General features: G+C 69.1%; 18 protein-coding genes and 1 riboswitch. Of the genes, 11 read left to right on the top strand and 7 right to left on the bottom strand.

Translation table 11 applies throughout. The features are described from left to right. The first annotated feature begins 29 nt into the window (after positions 1-29). From AC07OD_RS17380 to AC07OD_RS17345, 8 genes are all read left to right on the top strand, one after another. Positions 30-770, top strand: coding sequence for a helix-turn-helix domain-containing protein (locus AC07OD_RS17380; RefSeq protein ID WP_218296863.1), 741 nt, complete (start codon positions 30-32; stop codon positions 768-770). A gap of 308 nt (positions 771-1,078) precedes the next feature. Beyond that, on the top strand, positions 1,079-1,960 hold the full coding sequence (locus AC07OD_RS17375; RefSeq protein ID WP_494597631.1) for a TetR/AcrR family transcriptional regulator: 882 nt from the start codon (positions 1,079-1,081) through the stop codon (positions 1,958-1,960). Beyond that, positions 1,957-2,517 carry a DUF2867 domain-containing protein gene (locus AC07OD_RS17370; protein ID WP_494597630.1) on the top strand — a complete coding sequence of 187 codons (561 nt, stop codon included), beginning with the start codon at positions 1,957-1,959 and terminating at the stop codon, positions 2,515-2,517. Before AC07OD_RS17375 ends, AC07OD_RS17370 begins: the two co-directional genes overlap by 4 nt. Continuing rightward, the gene (locus tag AC07OD_RS17365; protein WP_494597629.1) at positions 2,504-3,826 is read left to right on the top strand and encodes an ABC1 kinase family protein; all 1,323 of its coding nucleotides are present in this window, start codon (positions 2,504-2,506) and stop codon (positions 3,824-3,826) included. The genes AC07OD_RS17370 and AC07OD_RS17365 overlap by 14 nt, the downstream gene beginning before the upstream one ends. 12 nt (positions 3,827-3,838) lie before the next feature. Beyond that, positions 3,839-4,246, top strand: a complete 408-nt coding sequence (locus AC07OD_RS17360; protein ID WP_494597628.1) for a DUF6463 family protein — start codon at positions 3,839-3,841, stop codon at positions 4,244-4,246. 72 nt (positions 4,247-4,318) lie between these two features. Further along, a complete protein-coding gene (locus tag AC07OD_RS17355) occupies positions 4,319-4,702 on the top strand; it encodes a hypothetical protein (RefSeq protein ID WP_494597627.1) in 384 nt (127 codons plus the stop codon). 187 nt (positions 4,703-4,889) lie between these two features. Continuing rightward, positions 4,890-5,432 carry a YXWGXW repeat-containing protein gene (locus tag AC07OD_RS17350; protein WP_494597626.1) on the top strand — a complete coding sequence of 181 codons (543 nt, stop codon included), beginning with the start codon at positions 4,890-4,892 and terminating at the stop codon, positions 5,430-5,432. Between the two features lie 166 nt (positions 5,433-5,598). Then, the gene (locus AC07OD_RS17345) at positions 5,599-6,051 is read left to right on the top strand and encodes a YXWGXW repeat-containing protein (RefSeq protein ID WP_494597676.1); all 453 of its coding nucleotides are present in this window, start codon (positions 5,599-5,601) and stop codon (positions 6,049-6,051) included. A gap of 39 nt (positions 6,052-6,090) precedes the next feature. Here AC07OD_RS17345 and AC07OD_RS17340 read toward each other — a convergent pair whose 3' ends face one another. Beyond that, positions 6,091-6,873, bottom strand: coding sequence for a 2-keto-4-pentenoate hydratase (locus AC07OD_RS17340; RefSeq protein WP_218296857.1), 783 nt, complete (start codon positions 6,871-6,873; stop codon positions 6,091-6,093). A 216-nt stretch (positions 6,874-7,089) separates the two neighbouring features. After that, positions 7,090-7,203, top strand: a riboswitch (glycine riboswitch). Positions 7,204-7,298: 95 nt separating this feature from the next. Between AC07OD_RS17340 and AC07OD_RS17335 the strand changes: the two genes are divergently transcribed. After that, positions 7,299-8,618, top strand: coding sequence for a D-amino acid dehydrogenase (locus AC07OD_RS17335; protein WP_494597625.1), 1,320 nt, complete (start codon positions 7,299-7,301; stop codon positions 8,616-8,618). Between the two features lie 68 nt (positions 8,619-8,686). Here AC07OD_RS17335 and sorU read toward each other — a convergent pair whose 3' ends face one another. Together sorU and sorT are read right to left on the bottom strand one after the other, a co-directional pair. Next, positions 8,687-8,992, bottom strand: coding sequence for a SorU family sulfite dehydrogenase c-type cytochrome subunit (sorU, locus tag AC07OD_RS17330; RefSeq protein WP_304505101.1), 306 nt, complete (start codon positions 8,990-8,992; stop codon positions 8,687-8,689). Positions 8,993-9,132: 140 nt separating this feature from the next. Beyond that, positions 9,133-10,344, bottom strand: coding sequence for a SorT family sulfite dehydrogenase catalytic subunit (gene sorT, locus AC07OD_RS17325; RefSeq protein ID WP_494597624.1), 1,212 nt, complete (start codon positions 10,342-10,344; stop codon positions 9,133-9,135). A gap of 220 nt (positions 10,345-10,564) precedes the next feature. On the opposite strand from sorT, the gene AC07OD_RS17320 reads away from it, so the two are divergent. Both AC07OD_RS17320 and AC07OD_RS17315 read left to right on the top strand, forming a co-directional pair. After that, a complete protein-coding gene (locus tag AC07OD_RS17320) occupies positions 10,565-11,740 on the top strand; it encodes a rhodanese-like domain-containing protein (RefSeq protein WP_255591614.1) in 1,176 nt (391 codons plus the stop codon). A gap of 174 nt (positions 11,741-11,914) precedes the next feature. Beyond that, positions 11,915-13,237: a hemolysin family protein gene (locus AC07OD_RS17315; protein ID WP_218341261.1), complete on the top strand. Its 1,323-nt coding sequence runs from the start codon at positions 11,915-11,917 to the stop codon at positions 13,235-13,237. A 52-nt stretch (positions 13,238-13,289) separates the two neighbouring features. Here AC07OD_RS17315 and AC07OD_RS17310 read toward each other — a convergent pair whose 3' ends face one another. The 4 genes from AC07OD_RS17310 to AC07OD_RS17295 all read right to left on the bottom strand — a co-directional run bounded on the left by AC07OD_RS17310 (position 13,290) and on the right by AC07OD_RS17295 (position 16,770). After that, positions 13,290-14,618, bottom strand: coding sequence for an FIST signal transduction protein (locus AC07OD_RS17310; RefSeq protein ID WP_494597623.1), 1,329 nt, complete (start codon positions 14,616-14,618; stop codon positions 13,290-13,292). 74 nt (positions 14,619-14,692) lie between these two features. Further along, positions 14,693-15,571: a PhaM family polyhydroxyalkanoate granule multifunctional regulatory protein gene (locus AC07OD_RS17305; protein ID WP_218341259.1), complete on the bottom strand. Its 879-nt coding sequence runs from the start codon at positions 15,569-15,571 to the stop codon at positions 14,693-14,695. An 88-nt stretch (positions 15,572-15,659) separates the two neighbouring features. After that, positions 15,660-16,148 carry a copper chaperone PCu(A)C gene (locus AC07OD_RS17300; RefSeq protein ID WP_218296851.1) on the bottom strand — a complete coding sequence of 163 codons (489 nt, stop codon included), beginning with the start codon at positions 16,146-16,148 and terminating at the stop codon, positions 15,660-15,662. A gap of 61 nt (positions 16,149-16,209) precedes the next feature. Further along, positions 16,210-16,770, bottom strand: coding sequence for a YcnI family copper-binding membrane protein (locus AC07OD_RS17295; RefSeq protein ID WP_494597622.1), 561 nt, complete (start codon positions 16,768-16,770; stop codon positions 16,210-16,212). Positions 16,771-16,828 lie beyond the last annotated feature (58 nt).

The following is a 16,828-nucleotide window of genomic DNA, read 5'->3' as shown; positions in this document are numbered from 1 at the left end:
AGCACCCTGGGTACCGATAATCGATACCCATGAGCACCACCGCCGACCTCGTTGCCGCCCTGAAAAAGGAACTCAAGACCGCGCAGATGACCTACGCGGACCTGGCCCAGGCCCTGGGCATGGCCGAGTCCAGCGTCAAGCGCATGCTGGCCAAGGGCGACATGCCGCTGTCGCGCATCGACGCGATCTGCCGCGCGCTGGCGCTGGACTTCGCCGACCTGGCGCGCCGCGTGGCCGACAGCCAGCCCTTGCTCAAGGAACTGAGCCAGGAGCAGGAGCGCGCGGTGGTGGCCGACAAGAAGCTGCTGCTCATGGCCATCTGCGTGCTCAGCCAGTGGACGCTGGAGCAGGTGACCACCACCTACCGCCTCACCGAGGCCGAGGGCATCAAGTACCTCGCGCAGCTCGACCGCATCGGCATCATCGAGCTGCGGCCGCTGAACCGCTACCGCCTCAAGCTGGCCAAGACCTTCCGCTGGCGGCCCCACGGGCCGGTGATGAACTACTTTCGCGAGCATGCGCTGCTCGACTACTTCGCGGGCGGCTTCGACGGCCCGGGCGAAGGCGTGCTGCTGGTGCACGGCACCATCAGCCGGGGCCTGGCGCCCGCCTTCATGGAGCGCATGCAGCGCGTGGCGCAGGACTTCGCGCAGCAGCACCTGGCCGACCAGAAACTGCCGCCGCGCGAGCTGGAGGGCTACACCCTGCTGCTGGCCATGCGCAGTTGGGAGTTCGAGGCCTTCACCGGGATGAGACGACTCCCCCCCTGAGCCGCTGCGCGGCGTCCCCCGCGGGGGACGCACCCGGTGGCCCGGCAGAGCCGGTTCCACGGGTGCACCGGCCTTGGGCGCGCCGGTTTCGGAGGGCGATGGCATGGCATGGCGGGGGGCCGGTCGAGCCAGCACAAACACTATCTTTTTGATAGCTTCTTGCGCTTTACCGACAGGCGGTAGAGGTCTAAAAGGTGCTCAGAACAGCCGCTTCCAGCGCACCGAATGCCCGTTTCAGCGCCGGTTGACTCTTTAATGTGAATACACTATTCTTTAAATATTAAATTTTACCAATTTAAAGATATTAAATGAAGACCACCCGCCAGCAGCAAGATGCCACCCGCCGCCAGATCGTGGCCAGCGCGGTGGACCTCATGACCCGCCAGGGCTTCGACGGCGCGACGATGAAGGACATCGCCCGCGCCGCCGGCATTGGCGACGCCACGATCTACAAATACTTCCCGACCAAGGACCGCATCGTGCTGGGCTACCTGGACGACGTGGCCCACCAGGCGCTGGCCGACACCCTGCAGACGCCCGGCTTCGCGGGCTACGGCCTGCAGGAAAAGCTGCAGCGCCTGACCGACGCGGTGCTGGAGCGCCTGCTGGCCGACCGCGAGTTCGTGGCCCAGGTGCGCAGCCTGGCGCGGCGCTCGCCGCTGTCGATGCTGGCCGAGCCCCTGGCGGCACGGCACAGCCTGCGCGAGGCCGTCGCCAGCTTTCTGGAAGCCGCGGAGGCCAGTGGCGAAATCGAGCCCTGCGACTTCAAGGGCATGGCGGGCGGGCTGTACACCGACTACCTGGCCGGTGTGGTGACGTACTGGCTGGCCGACACCTCCGAGGAATTTGCCGACACCACGCAGCTGGTGGACCTCTCGCTCGGCGTGCTGGTGCAGGCGCTGCGCGGAGGGCTCGTCAACCGCGTGTTGCAACTGGGTGGTTTTGTGCTGCGCAGCCAGATGGCCCGCATGGTGCAGCACAGCAGCGGCCTGATGGGCATGCTGCAGCTGGCCAGACAGGCCATGGCCAGCGCACCGCCCGGCCCGGCCCCCGCCTACACGGCAGCCGCTGAACCATCCCGGTCGCCGGAGCCTTCCAAACCGCCGCGTGCGCCCCGCAAACCCCGCGCGGCCAGCCCGGCACCCGCCGCACAGCCAGTGGCCACGTCCCGCAAGAGGAAGTCCGCATGACCACCGCCCACACCGTGCGCGAGGTCCAAGTGCCCGCTGGCACGGTCATCCATGCCACCTTGCACAACGCGGATTTTTTTGACGCCTTCACAACGACCGATCCCCGCCCCGCCACCAGCGCATTGCAGACCTGGCTGGAGGTCTTGGCCAGGACACCGCGGTGGACGGAGCAACTTCTGGCAGTGCGCAACAAGCTGGTGCGGCTGGTGGGCCTCAAGGGCGTGGGGCAGTTGCAGGACGTGCATCCGCTTGCCAGCGGAGCCTCTCCAACCAATGCGCGCAGCTACCGCGTCGGAGACCGCGTGGGCATCTTCCTCATCCGCCATCTGAGCGACACCGAAGTGGTGATGGGGCAGGACGACAAACACCTGGATGTGCAGGTCTCGCTGACCAAGCACGGCCAGCCTGGCAGTGCCCCCACGGTCGTCATCAGCACCGTGGTGCACATCCACAACACGCTGGGCCATGCCTACATGGCCGTCATCACGCCGTTTCACCGCCGCATCGTGCAGGCCATGCTGCAACAACTGGCCGCTTCAAACCATGGCCCGGGCTGACCCGCCGCGCACCAGCCGGCTTGCGCGCGGCACCATCACGGGCCTGGCGGCGGCACGCATCGGCATGGCCCAACTAGGCCATCGCGTGCGCAGCACGCCGTCTGCCCAGGCGCAGGCCGACCACGAGGCCGCCCTGGGCCGCATCCTCTTTGGCGCCCTGGGCCAGCTGCGGGGTTCGGCGCTCAAGGTATCGCAACTGCTCAGCATGCACCCGGGCCTGCTGCCCGACGGCGTGCGGCAGGAGCTGGCGCGCGCCCACCACCAGGCGCCGCCGCTCAACCGCGCGCTGGTGGGGCGCGTGTTCCGCCAGGCCTTCGGCCAGGAGCCCGAGGCGCTGTTCGACCACTTCGAGCCCACCGCCTTCGCCGCCGCCAGCCTGGGCCAGGTGCACCGCGCACAGCTGGCGGGCCACGGCACGGTGGCCGTCAAGGTGCAGTACCCCGGCATTGCCGCCACCATCGCCAGCGACATGCAATTGATGCGCACCGCGCTGCGCGCGCTGGCCCACACCGACATGCCCCTGCCCGCCAGCACCGTGGTGGACGGCGTGATGGCCGAGATCGAGGCCACGCTGCTGCGCGAGGTGGACTACCTGCAGGAAGCCGAGCAACTGCAATGGTTTGCGCAGCACGCGGCTTTGCCCGGCGTGGTGCTGGCGCGGCCCATCCTGTCGCACACGCGGGCCCAGGTGCTCACGCAGCAGTTCCTGCCGGGCCAGCACCTGCAGGCCTGGCTGACCACGCAACCCACACAGCAGCAACGCGATCAGGCCGGGCAGCACCTGTGGGACTGGTTCATGCACTGCACTTTTGTGCTGGGCCGGGTGCATGCCGATCCGCACCCTGGTAATTTTCTGTTCGCCCCCGATGGCACGGTGGGTGTGCTCGACTTTGGCTGCACGCGCAGCCTCTCCGGCGGGTTTCGGACGCAAGTGACACAGGCGTGGTCCGCACTGCTGCGCCCTCCCTCCGACCCGCAGCGCGACGCGCTGGTGCTGCAGGCCTACCAGGCACTCGGGCTCGTCAACGCCGGCCTCTCCGTGCAGGCCTACGCCGCCGAACTCGCCCCCGCACTGGCTGACATGCAGGCCTGGCAGATGGAACCCTTCACGCAGGCGGTTTTCGATTTTGGCGCCAAGACGCCGCCACCCATCACCGCCGGCCGCCACCAGCGCGTGCTGGGCGATCACTTGGTGCAGGTGCCCGGCGAAATGCCGGCGTTCGAGCGCATGTGGATGGGCCTGATGCACCTGCTCACGGGGCTGGGTGCACGGGTGCGCACGCATTGCCCCGCCCTTCTTTCTTCCTAGGAACCCGCCCACATGACCACCCTGACCTCCCCCTCCCCTCGCTCTGCGGCCATACCGCCTCGCAGCCGCTGGAAGGGCCCGTGGATGCTGGCCGTGGCGCTGCTGCACACGCTGTATGCCGCCGTCGTGTTTCCGACCCAGCTGCAGGAGATCGTGCGGCGCGGCGTTTTCAACAGCGTGCAAAAAGACCCGGCCGTGGGCGCCGTGGTCTGGTTTGTGCTGTTCGGCGTGTTGTTCGCGTTGCTGGGCTGGGCCATCCTGCTGGCCGAACGCAACACAGCCATGGCGCCCGTCCCCATGCGCGGGCTCGGTGCCGGGTTGCTGGCCCTCACGCTGCTTGGCATCGTGCTCATGCCCGCCTCGGGCTTCTGGCTGGCGCTGCCGCCCGCGCTGGCCCTGTGCTGGCCCCCAAGGCGCTGAAGGCGAAGAAGACGGATCGACGCGCCGCGTCTACACCTTCCACGGCCACCCTGATTGACTTGAAAACTGTCCATGATGAATACTGCGCTGGTACTGGCAGCCGGGGGCCTCGCCCTGGTGGGCGTTGCGCACTCGGTGCTGGGTGAATTCCTCGTGTTTCGCGCACTGCGCACGCAGGGCGTGGTGCCCACCGGCGGCAAGCCCGTGCTGCACGAGCGGCAGGTGCGCATCCTGTGGGGCACCTGGCACCTGGCCACCGTGCTGGGCTGGGCCCTGAGCGCCCTGCTGTGGCGCCTGGGGACCGTATCCGGGGATGCCAACCTGGGGGCCTGGGTGGCTGACGTGGCCGGGCTGGCCACCTTGGTCAGCGGATTGCTGGTGTTCTATGCCACCGAGGGTAGGCACCCTGCATGGTTTGCCTTGCTGGTGGTGGCGACCCTGGTGTGGTGGCGTTGACACGCGCAGGCCTGCACCGGACGGCCGCCTGCACGCCCCGGCGTGAAAGAAATCACGAAAAGCCCCGCCTTTGCCGCCACGGGAAACACAACTTCACAAGACTTCGCAATTCGCCTACACCGTCTTGACGCAGCATCTGCACCATGAAGTCTCCGGTTCCGCAAGGAATCATTTTGAGGAGACCATCATGGCCCGCAATGCACTCGCCGCTGCTTCCATCGCCCTGCTGTCGCTGGGCGCCGCGACCGTGGCGCAGGCACAGACCAGCGCCACCGTCGTCATCCAGTCGGGGCAGCCCCACCACTACCAGGCGCCGCCCGCGCCGGTGATGGTGCAGTACGGCCCACCCCCGCCACCGCGCTACGAAGTGGTGCCCCGCCCCCGCCGCGACATGGTGTGGGTGCCTGGGTACTGGGACTGGCGCGGCCACCGCCACGTCTGGATCCAGGGCCACTGGGTGAAGGCCCGCCCGGGCTACTACTACCGCGAGCCCCGCTGGGTGGAGCATGGGGGCCGCTGGGAAATGCGCCGCGGCGGCTGGGACCGCGATGGCGACGGCATCCCCAATCGCTATGACCGCGACCGCGATGGCGATGGCATTCCCAACCGCTACGACCGCGACCATGACAGGGACCGCGACGGCGTGTCCAACCGCCACGACCGCGACCGCGACGGAGACGGCGTGCCGAACCGCCACGACCGCCGCCCGGACAACCCCTATCGCAATTGACGGGGCCTGAGCGCCGCCCGCCCCCCCGAGGGCGGCGGGCGCGCCAGGAACTGGCCCTCGCCGCCTACGCACACCCCCGCAGGGCGCCTACGCGGCCCGGCTGCCCGTGCCGCCACCATGCAGTGACCGCTTCCGCAAGGAACATCAGGAGAATCCCATGACCTTCATGACCCGCAAGACATTCACCGCAGCCTCCATCGCCTTGATGGCGCTGTGGACCCTCCCGCAGGCGCATGCCGCCACGCAGGGCACCGTCATCGTCCAATCGAGCCAGCCGGAGCGCAGCTACCACGCCACGCAGTACCAGGTGAGGCCCGCGCCCCCTCCCCCGCGCCATGAAGCCGTGCCCCGCCCCCGCCGGGGCCAGGTGTGGGAAGAAGGCCACTGGGAATGGCGTGGCAACCGCTACCAATGGGTGCGCGGCCACTGGGTGCAGGCCCGCGCCGGCCACCAGTATCGCCAGCCGCACTGGGTGGAACGCGAAGGCCGCTGGGAGTTTCAGCGTGGCGGCTGGGACCGTGACGGCGATGGCGTCTCCAACCGCCATGACCGCGACCGGGACGGCGACGGCGTACCGAACCGCCGCGACCAGCAGCCCGACAACCCGCGCCGCAACTGACCCCACGCCCGGCGCGCGCGCCGCGCAGGGCGCCGCCGGTCAGCCCAGTTGAAGTTCGGCGCGCCCCAGGCCGGGAAACTCAGCCACCACCACCGTGCCCGGCGCCACCATCACGGTGCCGGTGCAGGACCCGGTGGTCACCCACTGTCCCGCGCGCAGCCCACCCAGGCTGTGCGCGCCGCCATTGGCCAGCCAGGCGAGCAGGCGCAAGGGATCGCCCGCCGGGTTGCCCCAGCCAGCGTGCCGCACGGCCTGCGCGCCATTCACCGACAGCACCACAGGCTGCCGCATCGGCTGCACCGACTGCGCGCTCTCCGCTCCCGACCCCACGATGAGTGCCCCATGGCAGGCCTGGTCGGCCAGCCGGCTCCACTCGCCTTGCTGCGCCCAGGCGGCGTAGCGCGTGTCGCAGACCTCGATGGCCGCCCGCACCGACGCCACGGCGGACAGCACCTCGGCCTCGCTGTAGGGCTGCGCCCGGGCAGGCAGATCGGCACCCAGTTCGTACACCAGTTCCGCCTCCACACCCAGCACGGCGAAGCCCGCGCAGGACAGGCGCACCACGCCCCCGCCGGCCATCGCAAACACCGAATCGCGCGCCAGGGCCGCCCGCGCAGGCAGCGCCTGCGGCGACGCCGCGCCCACCTTCCAGCCCGCGATCTCGCCGCGCTCGCGCACCACGGCGTCCTGCACGGCATAGGCCTGGGCAGCGTTCTGGGGACGCAATGCGGCGGGCAGGTCGAGCGGACGGGGCGTGCGCCCCAGGCGGGCCATGGTGAGCACGGCCGCGCTGGTCAGCGGATCAAAGGCGGTATCGGGCATCAAGGCGTCCTGGAGAGAAAGGCGAAGGTTCCGGCGGATTATGGCCAACCCCGTGCCCGCAGCATCAGCAACGATTGCGGCTCATTAGCGCGGACAAAGCGGTTTTTGCGCGATGCGGGCTCCTAGAATGGCCCCCGCAGGAGAGTCAGCGGCCCCGCCCGCTTCACCGAAGGCGCAAACTCCCATACACGCTCAGGTCCCGTACTGCACCATTCATCAAAGCCGTCTGGAGAGCCGCTTCGCGCAACGCGAAGCGCACCGAAGGAGCAAACCGCGCGCCATGTGGGCCGCGCGGTGAATCTCTCAGGTACCAAGGACAGGGGGAGCGGCAGCTTGGGCATTCATGCGCCAGCTGCACGCTATTGAATTCATAGCTGCCAGCGCATGTTGTTCTAGCGCCAGAGCCCAGAAAGGCTTTGAAAATCATGCGCGTGATCGTTTTGGGCGCCGGCTTGCTCGGCGTGACTTCGGCTTACTTCCTGCAACAGCGCGGCCACGAGGTGACCGTCATCGACCGCCAGGGTGCGCCCGGCGCCGAGACCAGCTTCGCCAACGGTGGCCAGATCTCGGTGAGCCACGCGGAGCCCTGGGCCAACCCGAGCGCGCCGCTCAAGGTGCTGCAGTGGCTGGGCAAGGAGGATGCTCCACTGCTGTTCCGCCTGCGCGCCGACATGCGGCAATGGCTGTGGGGCCTGTCCTTCCTGCGCAACTGCACGCCCGCGCGCACGCGCCACAACATCGAGCAGATCGTGCGCCTGGGCACGTACAGCCGTGACACGCTGCAGCAGCTGCGCGCGGCCACCGGCCTCCAGTACGACCAGCGCACGCAGGGCATCCTGCACTTCTATACCAACCAAAAAGAGTTCGACGGCGCCCTGGCCCCTGCCGAGCAAATGCGCCAACTCGGCTGCGAGCGCCAGGTGATCAGCGCCGACGAGGCCGTGCGCATCGAGCCTGCCCTGGCCCATATCCGCCCGCAGCTGGCCGGAGCCACCTACACGGCCGAGGACGAATCCGGCGACGCCAACCAGTTCACACGCGAGCTGGCCAAGCTGTGTGAAGAGGCGGGCGTGCAGTTCCGCATGGGCCACCACATCACCGCGCTGCGCGAGGCAGGTGGCCGCATCGACCACGTGGAAGTGACCAATGCCGAAGGCCGCTTCGAGCGCGTGCGCGGCGATACGTTTGTGCTGGCCATGGGCTCGTTCAGCCCACTGCTCGCGCAGCCGCTGGGCATCCAGCTGCCTATCTACCCGGCCAAGGGCTATTCGGTGACCATGCCGGTCAAGGATGCGGGCAAGGCGCACCAGGTGAGCCTCACGGACGACGAGTTCAAGCTCGTGTTCTCGCGCTACACCAACGAACGGGGTGGCGACCGCCTGCGCATCGCCGGCACGGCCGAATTGAACGGCTACGACCGCCACCTGAACCAGGTGCGCTGCGACGCCATCGTGCGCCGCGTGGAGCAGCTGTTCCCCGGCGCGGGCGATGCCAGCCAGGCCCAGTTCTGGACCGGCCTGCGCCCCGCCACGCCCAGCAACGTGCCGCTGATCGGCGCCACCAAGGTGGCCAACCTCTTCCTCAACACGGGCCACGGCACGCTGGGCTGGACCCACGCCTGCGGCTCGGGCAAGGCCCTGGCCGACATCGTGAGCGGCCGGGTGCCCGAGGTGGACTTTGCATTCCAGGGTCTGCAGGGCTGCGCTCCCGGCAAGGCGCTGGTGCCATCGCGCACCACGGCCTGAACGGGAGCACAGCGGGGTTGCAGCACCGCCGCGCAGGCGGGCGCTGCCACCACGGGCCAGCGCCCGGCCTACCTGGCAGCGCCCGTGGCGTGCGCCACGAACTGCGCCACGGCCTGCATGTCCTTCTCGCTCATGCGTTCGGCATACGAAGGCATCACGCCGATGCCCGCCTTGAGCGCGCGCAGCACGCGGCCCGCGTCGGGCTTGAGCTCATCCAGCACCGGGCCCACCTGCCCCTCGGCACCGGCGGCCTGCAGCGTGTGGCACACGGCGCAGGCAGGCTGGATCTTGATGAACAGCTCCTTGCCCCGCGCCAGCTCGGCGGCATCCGCCGCCCAGCCGGCACCCGTCCACAGCAGCAGCACGCTCGACATGGCCGCGAGCGCAGGCACGCGCAAATGCTGGAAACCGATGCGCCCCAGCACCAGTGGCACCGCGGATCTGGCACGGCCAGTCCGGGGGGCGCGCGCCCCTCCAGGGAGGAAGGCGCGCAGCGTCTCAGGGGGGCGCCCGGTCACGCTGCGGTCACCGTGACCGCATGGTCGCGCCAGCTCGCGTTGTTGTAGCCGCCCAGGTTTTCCTCGCGCTGCTCGGCCTGCACATTGCCCGCGGCATCGGTGGCGCGGCTGGCCAGCACGTGCGTGCCCGCCGCCAGCGTGACCGGCAGCACGAACTGGCGCCACGCGAACTTGCCCAGATCGGGGCCGATGAGCCGCGCGGCCTGCCAGGTCTTGCCGCCGTCCACCGAGACCTCCACGCCCTTGATGGCCTGCGTGCCGCCAAAGGCCACGCCATGCACCTGCACCTGGCCGGCCTTGAGGGGGCCCTTCTCGGGCAGAGGGCCATTGATCCAGGACTTGACGCCCATCTCCCACACCGACGGCTGGTCGGGGCTGGCCTTGGAGCCGGGGGGCGACATGCGGTAGCCGTGCGACATGATGCGCGCCTGCGACTGGGCGCCGGTGAAGGCCACGCGCTTGACGTACTTGATGTTGTTCACGCCCTGGTAGCCCGGCACCACCAGCCGCAGCGGGCCGCCGTGCGCCAGCGAGATGGGCTCGCCATTCATTTCCCAGGCCAGCAGCGCATCCTCGGTGGCCTTGATGGGCACGGAGCGCTCCACCAGCACGGACAGCGGGTCCACGCCGTCGGGCAGCTTCTCACCCCCCGTGCCCGTGAGGTAGGCCGCGCCATCGGCGAGCCCGCCCAGCGCCGCCACCACATTGCGCAGCGGCACGCCGCTCCACACGACGCACCCCGCCGCGCCCACGGCCCAGGGCGTGCCGCTGGGCTTGCTGGGGAAGAAGCCACGCCCGTTGCCCGAGCACTGCAGCACGGTGGCCACGGTTTCCACGCCCAGGGTCTTGAGCTCGGCCAGGGTGAGGCTGCGCGGGTTCTTCACGCCTTCGACCGACACCGTCCAGGCGTCCCGGTTGTCCAGGATGGCCGCGTCGGGCGCAGGCAGGTTGTTGCGCACATACAGCTGGTTGGAGGGCGTGATGACACTGGTGCCGAAAGCCGAGCGCCGGGTTTCCAGCGTGCTGCTGCTGTGCACGATGAGCGCATCGGAAGACTTCCATCCCGCGTACGCGGGCAGCGGCTTGGCGGGGCTGGCGGCCTGCTGCGCCCTGGCGCTGCCGGTCCATCCGGCCAGGCCCAGCGCGCTCAAGGCAGCGGCGCTTCCGGCCAGCATGTGGCGGCGCGGCAATGTCATGGAATCTTTCATGGAAACGGTCTCCAAAATAATGATTGAACAGGCAGGCTCGCGACAGCGGTGGGCAGGCCCCCGGCTTTCAGCCTAGGCCGCATTCTGTGCGGCAGCCCCTGCGCACCGCGCGTGACATGGCGTTAGTAAACGTAACAAATACAAAACATCGGAAACATTCGTACGCAGATACGGAGGGCGTGGGCATATTCGCCCTTTCTTTTGAGAGAGGGCGCGCGCCATGAACACTGACTGGAGACCCATGGGTGGCAAGCTCGCGGTGCTGCTTTTCGCGTGCGCGGCCTGTGCCGTGGCGCAGGCCCAGCTCACCGCCATGGTGGCGGTGGAGCCCACGGCCCGCAAGGCGGCCCACTCCATCCTGCGCACGGCCGCCGAGTCCGGGCTCTCCAAGGCGGCCGGCCAGACGGTGGCCCTGGCCACCAGCGACGAACTGGCCGACGTGATGCGCGCCACGCGCAGCGCCAGCCACGACATCTTCATCGGCCCCGCCCAGGTGGCCGCTTCCGCCCTGCAGCGCGGCTATGAACTGGTGGGCGCGACGCAGAAATCGGACAGGTACCTGCTGGTCGGCCTGCCGCAGATCGACGCGGTGCCGGCGATGAAGGGCCGCAGGCTCTACCTGCCCCAGCAGGATTCGCTCTATACCTACATGGCGCGCGGCATGCTCAACGAGGCGGGCCTGTCGTTCCAGGACCTGCGGGCCGTGCAGTACGAGAAGTTTCCCCAGGCGGGACTCACGGCCCTGACGCTGGGCACGGCCGACGCCACCGTGGTGCGGGAGGACGAGTGGGCGGAATGGTCCGCCGCGCACCCGGGCACCGCGCGCGTGCTGGCCACCTCGCAGCCGGTGCCGGGCGGGTTTTCCATCGTGGTGAAGAAGGACCTGCCCGCCGATGCGCGCGGCAAGCTGGCCCAGTGGTTTGGCGGGGCCTCGTCCGCCACCGGCCTGCCCCCGGTCGCCGTGCGCCCCGAGGCCGCGGAGTACCGGCGCGTTGCGGAGCTCGGCCTCTTCACGCCCACCAGCCTGCCCGGGGTGAACCGCATCACCGCGCGCGAGGCGCAGAGCCTGCAGGCCCAGGGCGCGACGCTGGTGGACACGCGCACCGAAAAGGAATTCAAGACCCGGCGCATCCGGGGCGCCGTGTTTGCCGCCTATGTGGAAAAGAGCCTCAAGGACGTGGCGTTCAACGCGGCCCAGGACGATTTCCAGGCGCTCGACAAGATTCCCAGCCTGGACAAGGCCAAGCCCGTGATCTTTGCCTGCAACGGCGCCGAATGCTGGAAGTCCTACAAGGCGGCCAAGGTGGCGGCGGCCAAGGGCTTCAAGTCCGTGTACTGGCTGCGCGGCGGGCTGCCCGAGTGGGACGCGACCGGGCTGCCCACCGAAGGCGGCTGAGCACGCGGCGCACGGGCGGCCACGCCCCCCGCGCCAGGCCTGCCCTGCGGCCAGCGCGCCCTGCACCGTCGGGTGCCGCGCGCGCAGGCGCCGTGGCCTTGGGGAACCCGCCGCGCCCCCGTCCTTACAATCCCATACTCATCAACACCCAAGGGCGTGCAAGGCGCCCTTTGTATGGAAATAGCAATACTGTTCGCCCTCATCCTCCTCAACGGCCTGTTTGCCATGTCCGAGATCGCCCTGGTCACGGCCCGCAAAGCCCGGCTGCAGAAGCTGATCGATGAGGGCGATAGCGGCGCCGCCGCCGCCGTGAAGCTGGGCGAGGACCCCACCCGCTTCCTCTCCACCATCCAGATCGGCATCACGTCGATCGGCGTCCTCAACGGTATCGTGGGCGAGGCCGCGCTGGCCGCGCCGCTCGCGTCCTGGCTGGAGTCGCTGGGCGTGCCGCTGCCCTATGGCGGCTATGCGGCCACGGGGCTGGTGGTGGTGCTGATCACGTACTTCTCCATCGTCGTGGGCGAACTCGTGCCCAAGCGCATCGGCCAGTCGTACCCCGAGACCTTCGCCCGGCTCGTCGCGCGGCCCATCAACTTCCTGGCGCTGGCCACCAAGCCGTTCGTGCTGCTGCTGTCCACGTCCACGCGCACGCTGCTGCGCCTCCTGGGCGTGAAGGAAACCAGCGGCAGCCCCGTGACCGAGGAAGAGATCCACGCCATGCTGGTGGAAGGCACCACCGCCGGCGTGATCGAGTCGCACGAGCACACCATGGTGCGCAACGTGTTCCGGCTCGATGACCGCCAGATCGGCTCGCTCATGGTGCCGCGCGGCGACGTGGTGTGCCTGGACATCGATGCGCCGTTCGAAGACAACCTGCAGCGCATCGAAGAATCCGACCATGCCCGCTTTCCCGTGGTGCGCGGCGGCATGGACAACATCCTGGGCGTGCTCAACGCGCGCCAGTGGCTGTCGCGCACGCTGCGCGACCGCGCCCACGGCCTGACCCAGCAGACGCTGCAGACCGCGCTGTACGTGCCTGAAACCATCACGGGGATGGAGCTGCTGGACAACTTCCGGCTGTCGGACGTGCACATGGCTTTTGTCATCGACGAGTACGGCGAGGTGCAGGGCATCGTGACGCTGCAGGACCTGATCGAGGCCATCACCGGCGAGTTCCAGCCGCGCGACCCCGAGACCTCGTGGGCGCTGCAGCGCGAGGACGGCAGCTGGCTGCTGGACGGCCACATTCCCGTGCCCGAGCTGAAGGACCGCCTGAACCTGGACACCGTGCCCGAGGAGGAGCGCGGCCGCTACCACACGCTCAGCGGCATGATCATGCTGCTGACCGGCCGCCTGCCCAAGGTGACCGACACGGTGCAGTGGGAGAACTGGAAGCTCGAAGTGGTGGACATGGACGGCAAGACCATCGACAAGATCCTGGCCACGCGGCTGACGCCCGAGGAAAAAGCCGAGTCCGACGACAACGGCGCGGGCTGACCGGCGTTGGCGATTGCGGGGGCTGCTGCACCAGCCCGCCCCCTCTTCTACATCAGGACGGTGAGGGCTCGCCGTCCACAAACACGGTCAACACGCCGGTGTAGCCGTACAGATGGTGGTGGGCAATCTCGCCGCCCGCAAAAAAACCGGCCAGCGGCACATCGCCCAGCGCGTGGCGCACGATCTGCAGTTCGGCGCTGGGGCCGCCAAAATGCGGGCCGCCACGGCCCGAGCAGCTCACGTAGATGGCGCCGCAGATGCGCCGGCCCGCCTGCGGGGCGAGGCTGCCCTGGCCGCCCGCGGCGGGCCCGGCGGCCGCGCCCGCAGCGGCATCCGAGACCAGCGGCACGGGCTCCAGCTCCTCTGGCGACAGTTCCTCGCGGATCTCGGCGCAGATGCGCATGAGGTCGGCGCGTGCCGCGGCCACGTTGCGCTGGCAGAACGCCAGGTGCATGCCGGCCTCGACCTTGTCGGCCAGCGCCACGCCCCGGCGGGCGCCGTCCAGCCCCACGATGTGCCGCACCCGCGTGTCGGTGCCGAAGTGGCCCGTGCGGCGCTGGCCCTGGGGCTGCTCGCCCGCGCTGACCAGGCCCGCCAGCGTGGCGCGCACCTTGCGCAGGGCGGGCTGGGGATCTCCGTCGAGCGTGACGTCCAGCGTCTCCAGCAGCACGTCCAGCGCGGGTTCGCCGTCGAGCTGCAGCACCACGTTCTCCTGCGCGTCGGTGATGGTGCGCAGCGCCCCCACGGGCTGGCAACCCTGCGTGACGCGCGACACCAGCCCCACGCTGGCGCCAAACGCCACGCCCGACAGGCCGCCATCGAACACGCCGCCCGCCGCGCCCTGCCCGGCCATGTTCCCATCGCCCCCCACGGCGAACTGCACGCTCGCGCCGCGGCTTGCGCTCAGGCCCCCAAAGAGATAGCCCGTATCGGTGCGGGCCGCCATCTCCGCCAGCAGTTCGGCCAGCTCGGGCGTCTGGCCATCGGCATGCACCAGCGCGGTGTGCGCGACGAAGCCGCTGGCCGGGTGGCGCGGGTGGTTGGGCAGCGGTGCCACGCCCGAGAACACGCGGTACTGGTCGGCGGGTACATCGAGCAGCAGCACCGACAGCGCGGGCTCGTCAAAGTACTCGGCATTGTTGGCCGATACGCCCACGCCCACGGTGCCGCTCCAGTCCGTGACCTCGGGCAGTTCGCCACTGAGGTGGTCGAGCAGCGCCTGGGCCTCGCTGGCGTAGTGGTCGGTGATGTAGAGCAGGCCCAGCGTGGGCGCCGAGGCGTATTCGGGCAGCGCCATCTGGGCGCGCAACTGCGCCAGAACCAGCGCGGCGGCCATGCGCCACTGGGGATGGGTGGCGTGGCCGGAAGGGAAAAGCTTCATGGTGTGGATCTCCGTGCCAGGGGCGGTGGCGGGGGTGTCGGGCCCCCACGGGTTGCCACCCGCCCGCGTTGGCGTCAGCCCGCCCGCTTGCGGGCCGCCGGGCTGCGGGTGCTGCTGCCGGTTTTTTTGGCGGCGGGTTTCGCCGTGGTCTTGCGGGCCGCGGGCTTGTTGGTGGCGGCGGTCTTCCTGGCGGTGCCCGCCGCCGCGGCACGCTTGGCGCCGCCCTGCATGGTCTGCATGCCCTTGGCGGCGAACTGGGTGGCCATGCCGGTGGCCGTCTTGAGGGCTTCCTTGGCGAGGCCCGTGGCCATGTTCTTGGTGGTGTCGATGGCGGTCTGCTTGGCCGCGTCCTTCATGGCGTTGGCGGCGATCTGCTGGAACTGGCCGGTGAGCGCGCCCCACCACTGCATCGGGTCCACCACGGTGGGCGCGGCGGCGGCGGCCGCTGCCGCCTTGCTGCCCTTCGCCTTGGCCTTGGCGGGCTGGGCGGCGGGCTCGGCGTCCTCGCCCTCGTCTTCTTCTGCTTCTTCGGCGGGGCTCGCGCGGCCCGTGACGCGGGCGGCGGCCCCTGCGACGGCGCCGGCCGCGCCGCTCACCGTGTCGGCGGCTTTCTGCACGCCGCTCATCACGGTGTCGGCGGTCTTGAGCTTGAAGGCATTGGCCACGTCACCCATGCTGAAGTTCATGCCCTTGAGCGTGGCCAGGGTCATCTTCTGCACCTCCAGCGCCTGGATGGTGGCGGCCAGCGCGCGCGAGTTCTGCTCCAGCCAGAACTGCACGGCCTTGAGTTCATCGATGCGCTTTTCGAGCTCTTCCACGCTGATGGTGGGCGCTACCCAGTTGCTCAGGTTGGGCAACTGCGGAATGCTGCTGGACGCCCCCTTGGCCAGGCTCTGCAGAAAGTCAAAACCGGGAACAAGTTTGCCGAAACCGAAATTCGATGTGTCGCTCATGGCCGCTCCGCAAGAGGTGGGTCTGTGGTGGGGTCACAGCTTACTCCAATGCGTTGCGGCCGCGAAGGCAGTGGCGCAGGCCAAATCCTCAGTGTTTGTGCTCATGCGCCTTGGCGCCGCCGGGCGCCGACGTGCCCACGGGCACGCTCAGCTCCAGCTTGCTCTCCGCGCCCTTGGCGTCCTGGAACACCAGCGTGATGGGCACCGAGCTGTCCTTGGCCAGCGGGGCCTTCAGGTCCAGCAGCATGACGTGGTAGCCACCGGGCTTGAGCTCCACGGTCTTGCCCGCGGGCAGGTCCAGCGCGGGCACGGCGCGCATCTTCATCACGTCGCCTTCCATTTTCATCTCGTGCACTTCGGTGACGCCCGCAGCGGGCGACTCGGCGCGCACCAGGCGAGCGCCGTCCCGGGCGGTCAGCTGCATGAAGGCGCCGGTGCCCTTCTGGCCCTGCACGCTGGCGCGCGCCCAGGCGCCTTCGACCTTGACGGCGGCGGTCTGTGCCCACGCAGCAGGGGCGCTGGCCAAGGTCGCGGCCAGTGTGGAAACGAGGGCAGCGGTGCGAAGCAGTTTTTTCATGATGGATGTCTTTCGGATATCAGAAGGAAAATTGGATGGAACAAGCCCGTGGGCCTGACTGTCAATGATGGTGGGCAACGCCGCCGCCCGTGGGCAGAATCTCCAGCGCCGCCGCAGGGGACTTCAGGTCCGAAAGTTTCTGGCCCGCCTTGGGCACGTCAGTCCAGTCGTTCCGGCCTTCGGCGCAGGCCTGGCGCACGGGCCAGTACACGGTGCCCGCCTGCTCGGGCGCCTGGGCCACGAGCACGAACTCATCGTAGTGCGCGCTTTGCAGCATGTCGTCCGGCGTCTTGGCCGTCCAGGTGATGCGCACCACGTCTTCGGTGATGCTGCGGCCGTGGCTGGTGTACGGCTGTGCGAGTTTTTCGCGCTGTACCTCCAGCGTCCAACCGGGCTTAGGCATGGCGCGCGCGCCGCGCATGCCGGCCGGGATGTCCACCGCGACCTGCCGCGTGGGCGACGCGCCGCAGCCGTGGCCAACCTTGAAGCTCGCCTTGTAGCTGGCGCCTGCCGGGGCCACCTGGTATTCGAGCACCACATGGGCGGATGCAGAGCCAAAAAGGCCTCCAGCGCTTAATAGTAAAGCGGTAGCAGCTATATTTTTCATAGTGTTTGATTTCATACTCAGACCTTGCGTTTCAACGATTCATTGCCTTCAACACTGGCGCGCCCGAGGCGAG

This window comes from Acidovorax sp. GW821-FHT10E03, assembly GCF_059415205.1.
The sequence above is the reverse complement of the archived record's forward strand: the minus strand, read 5'-3'. Positions and strand labels throughout refer to the sequence as shown.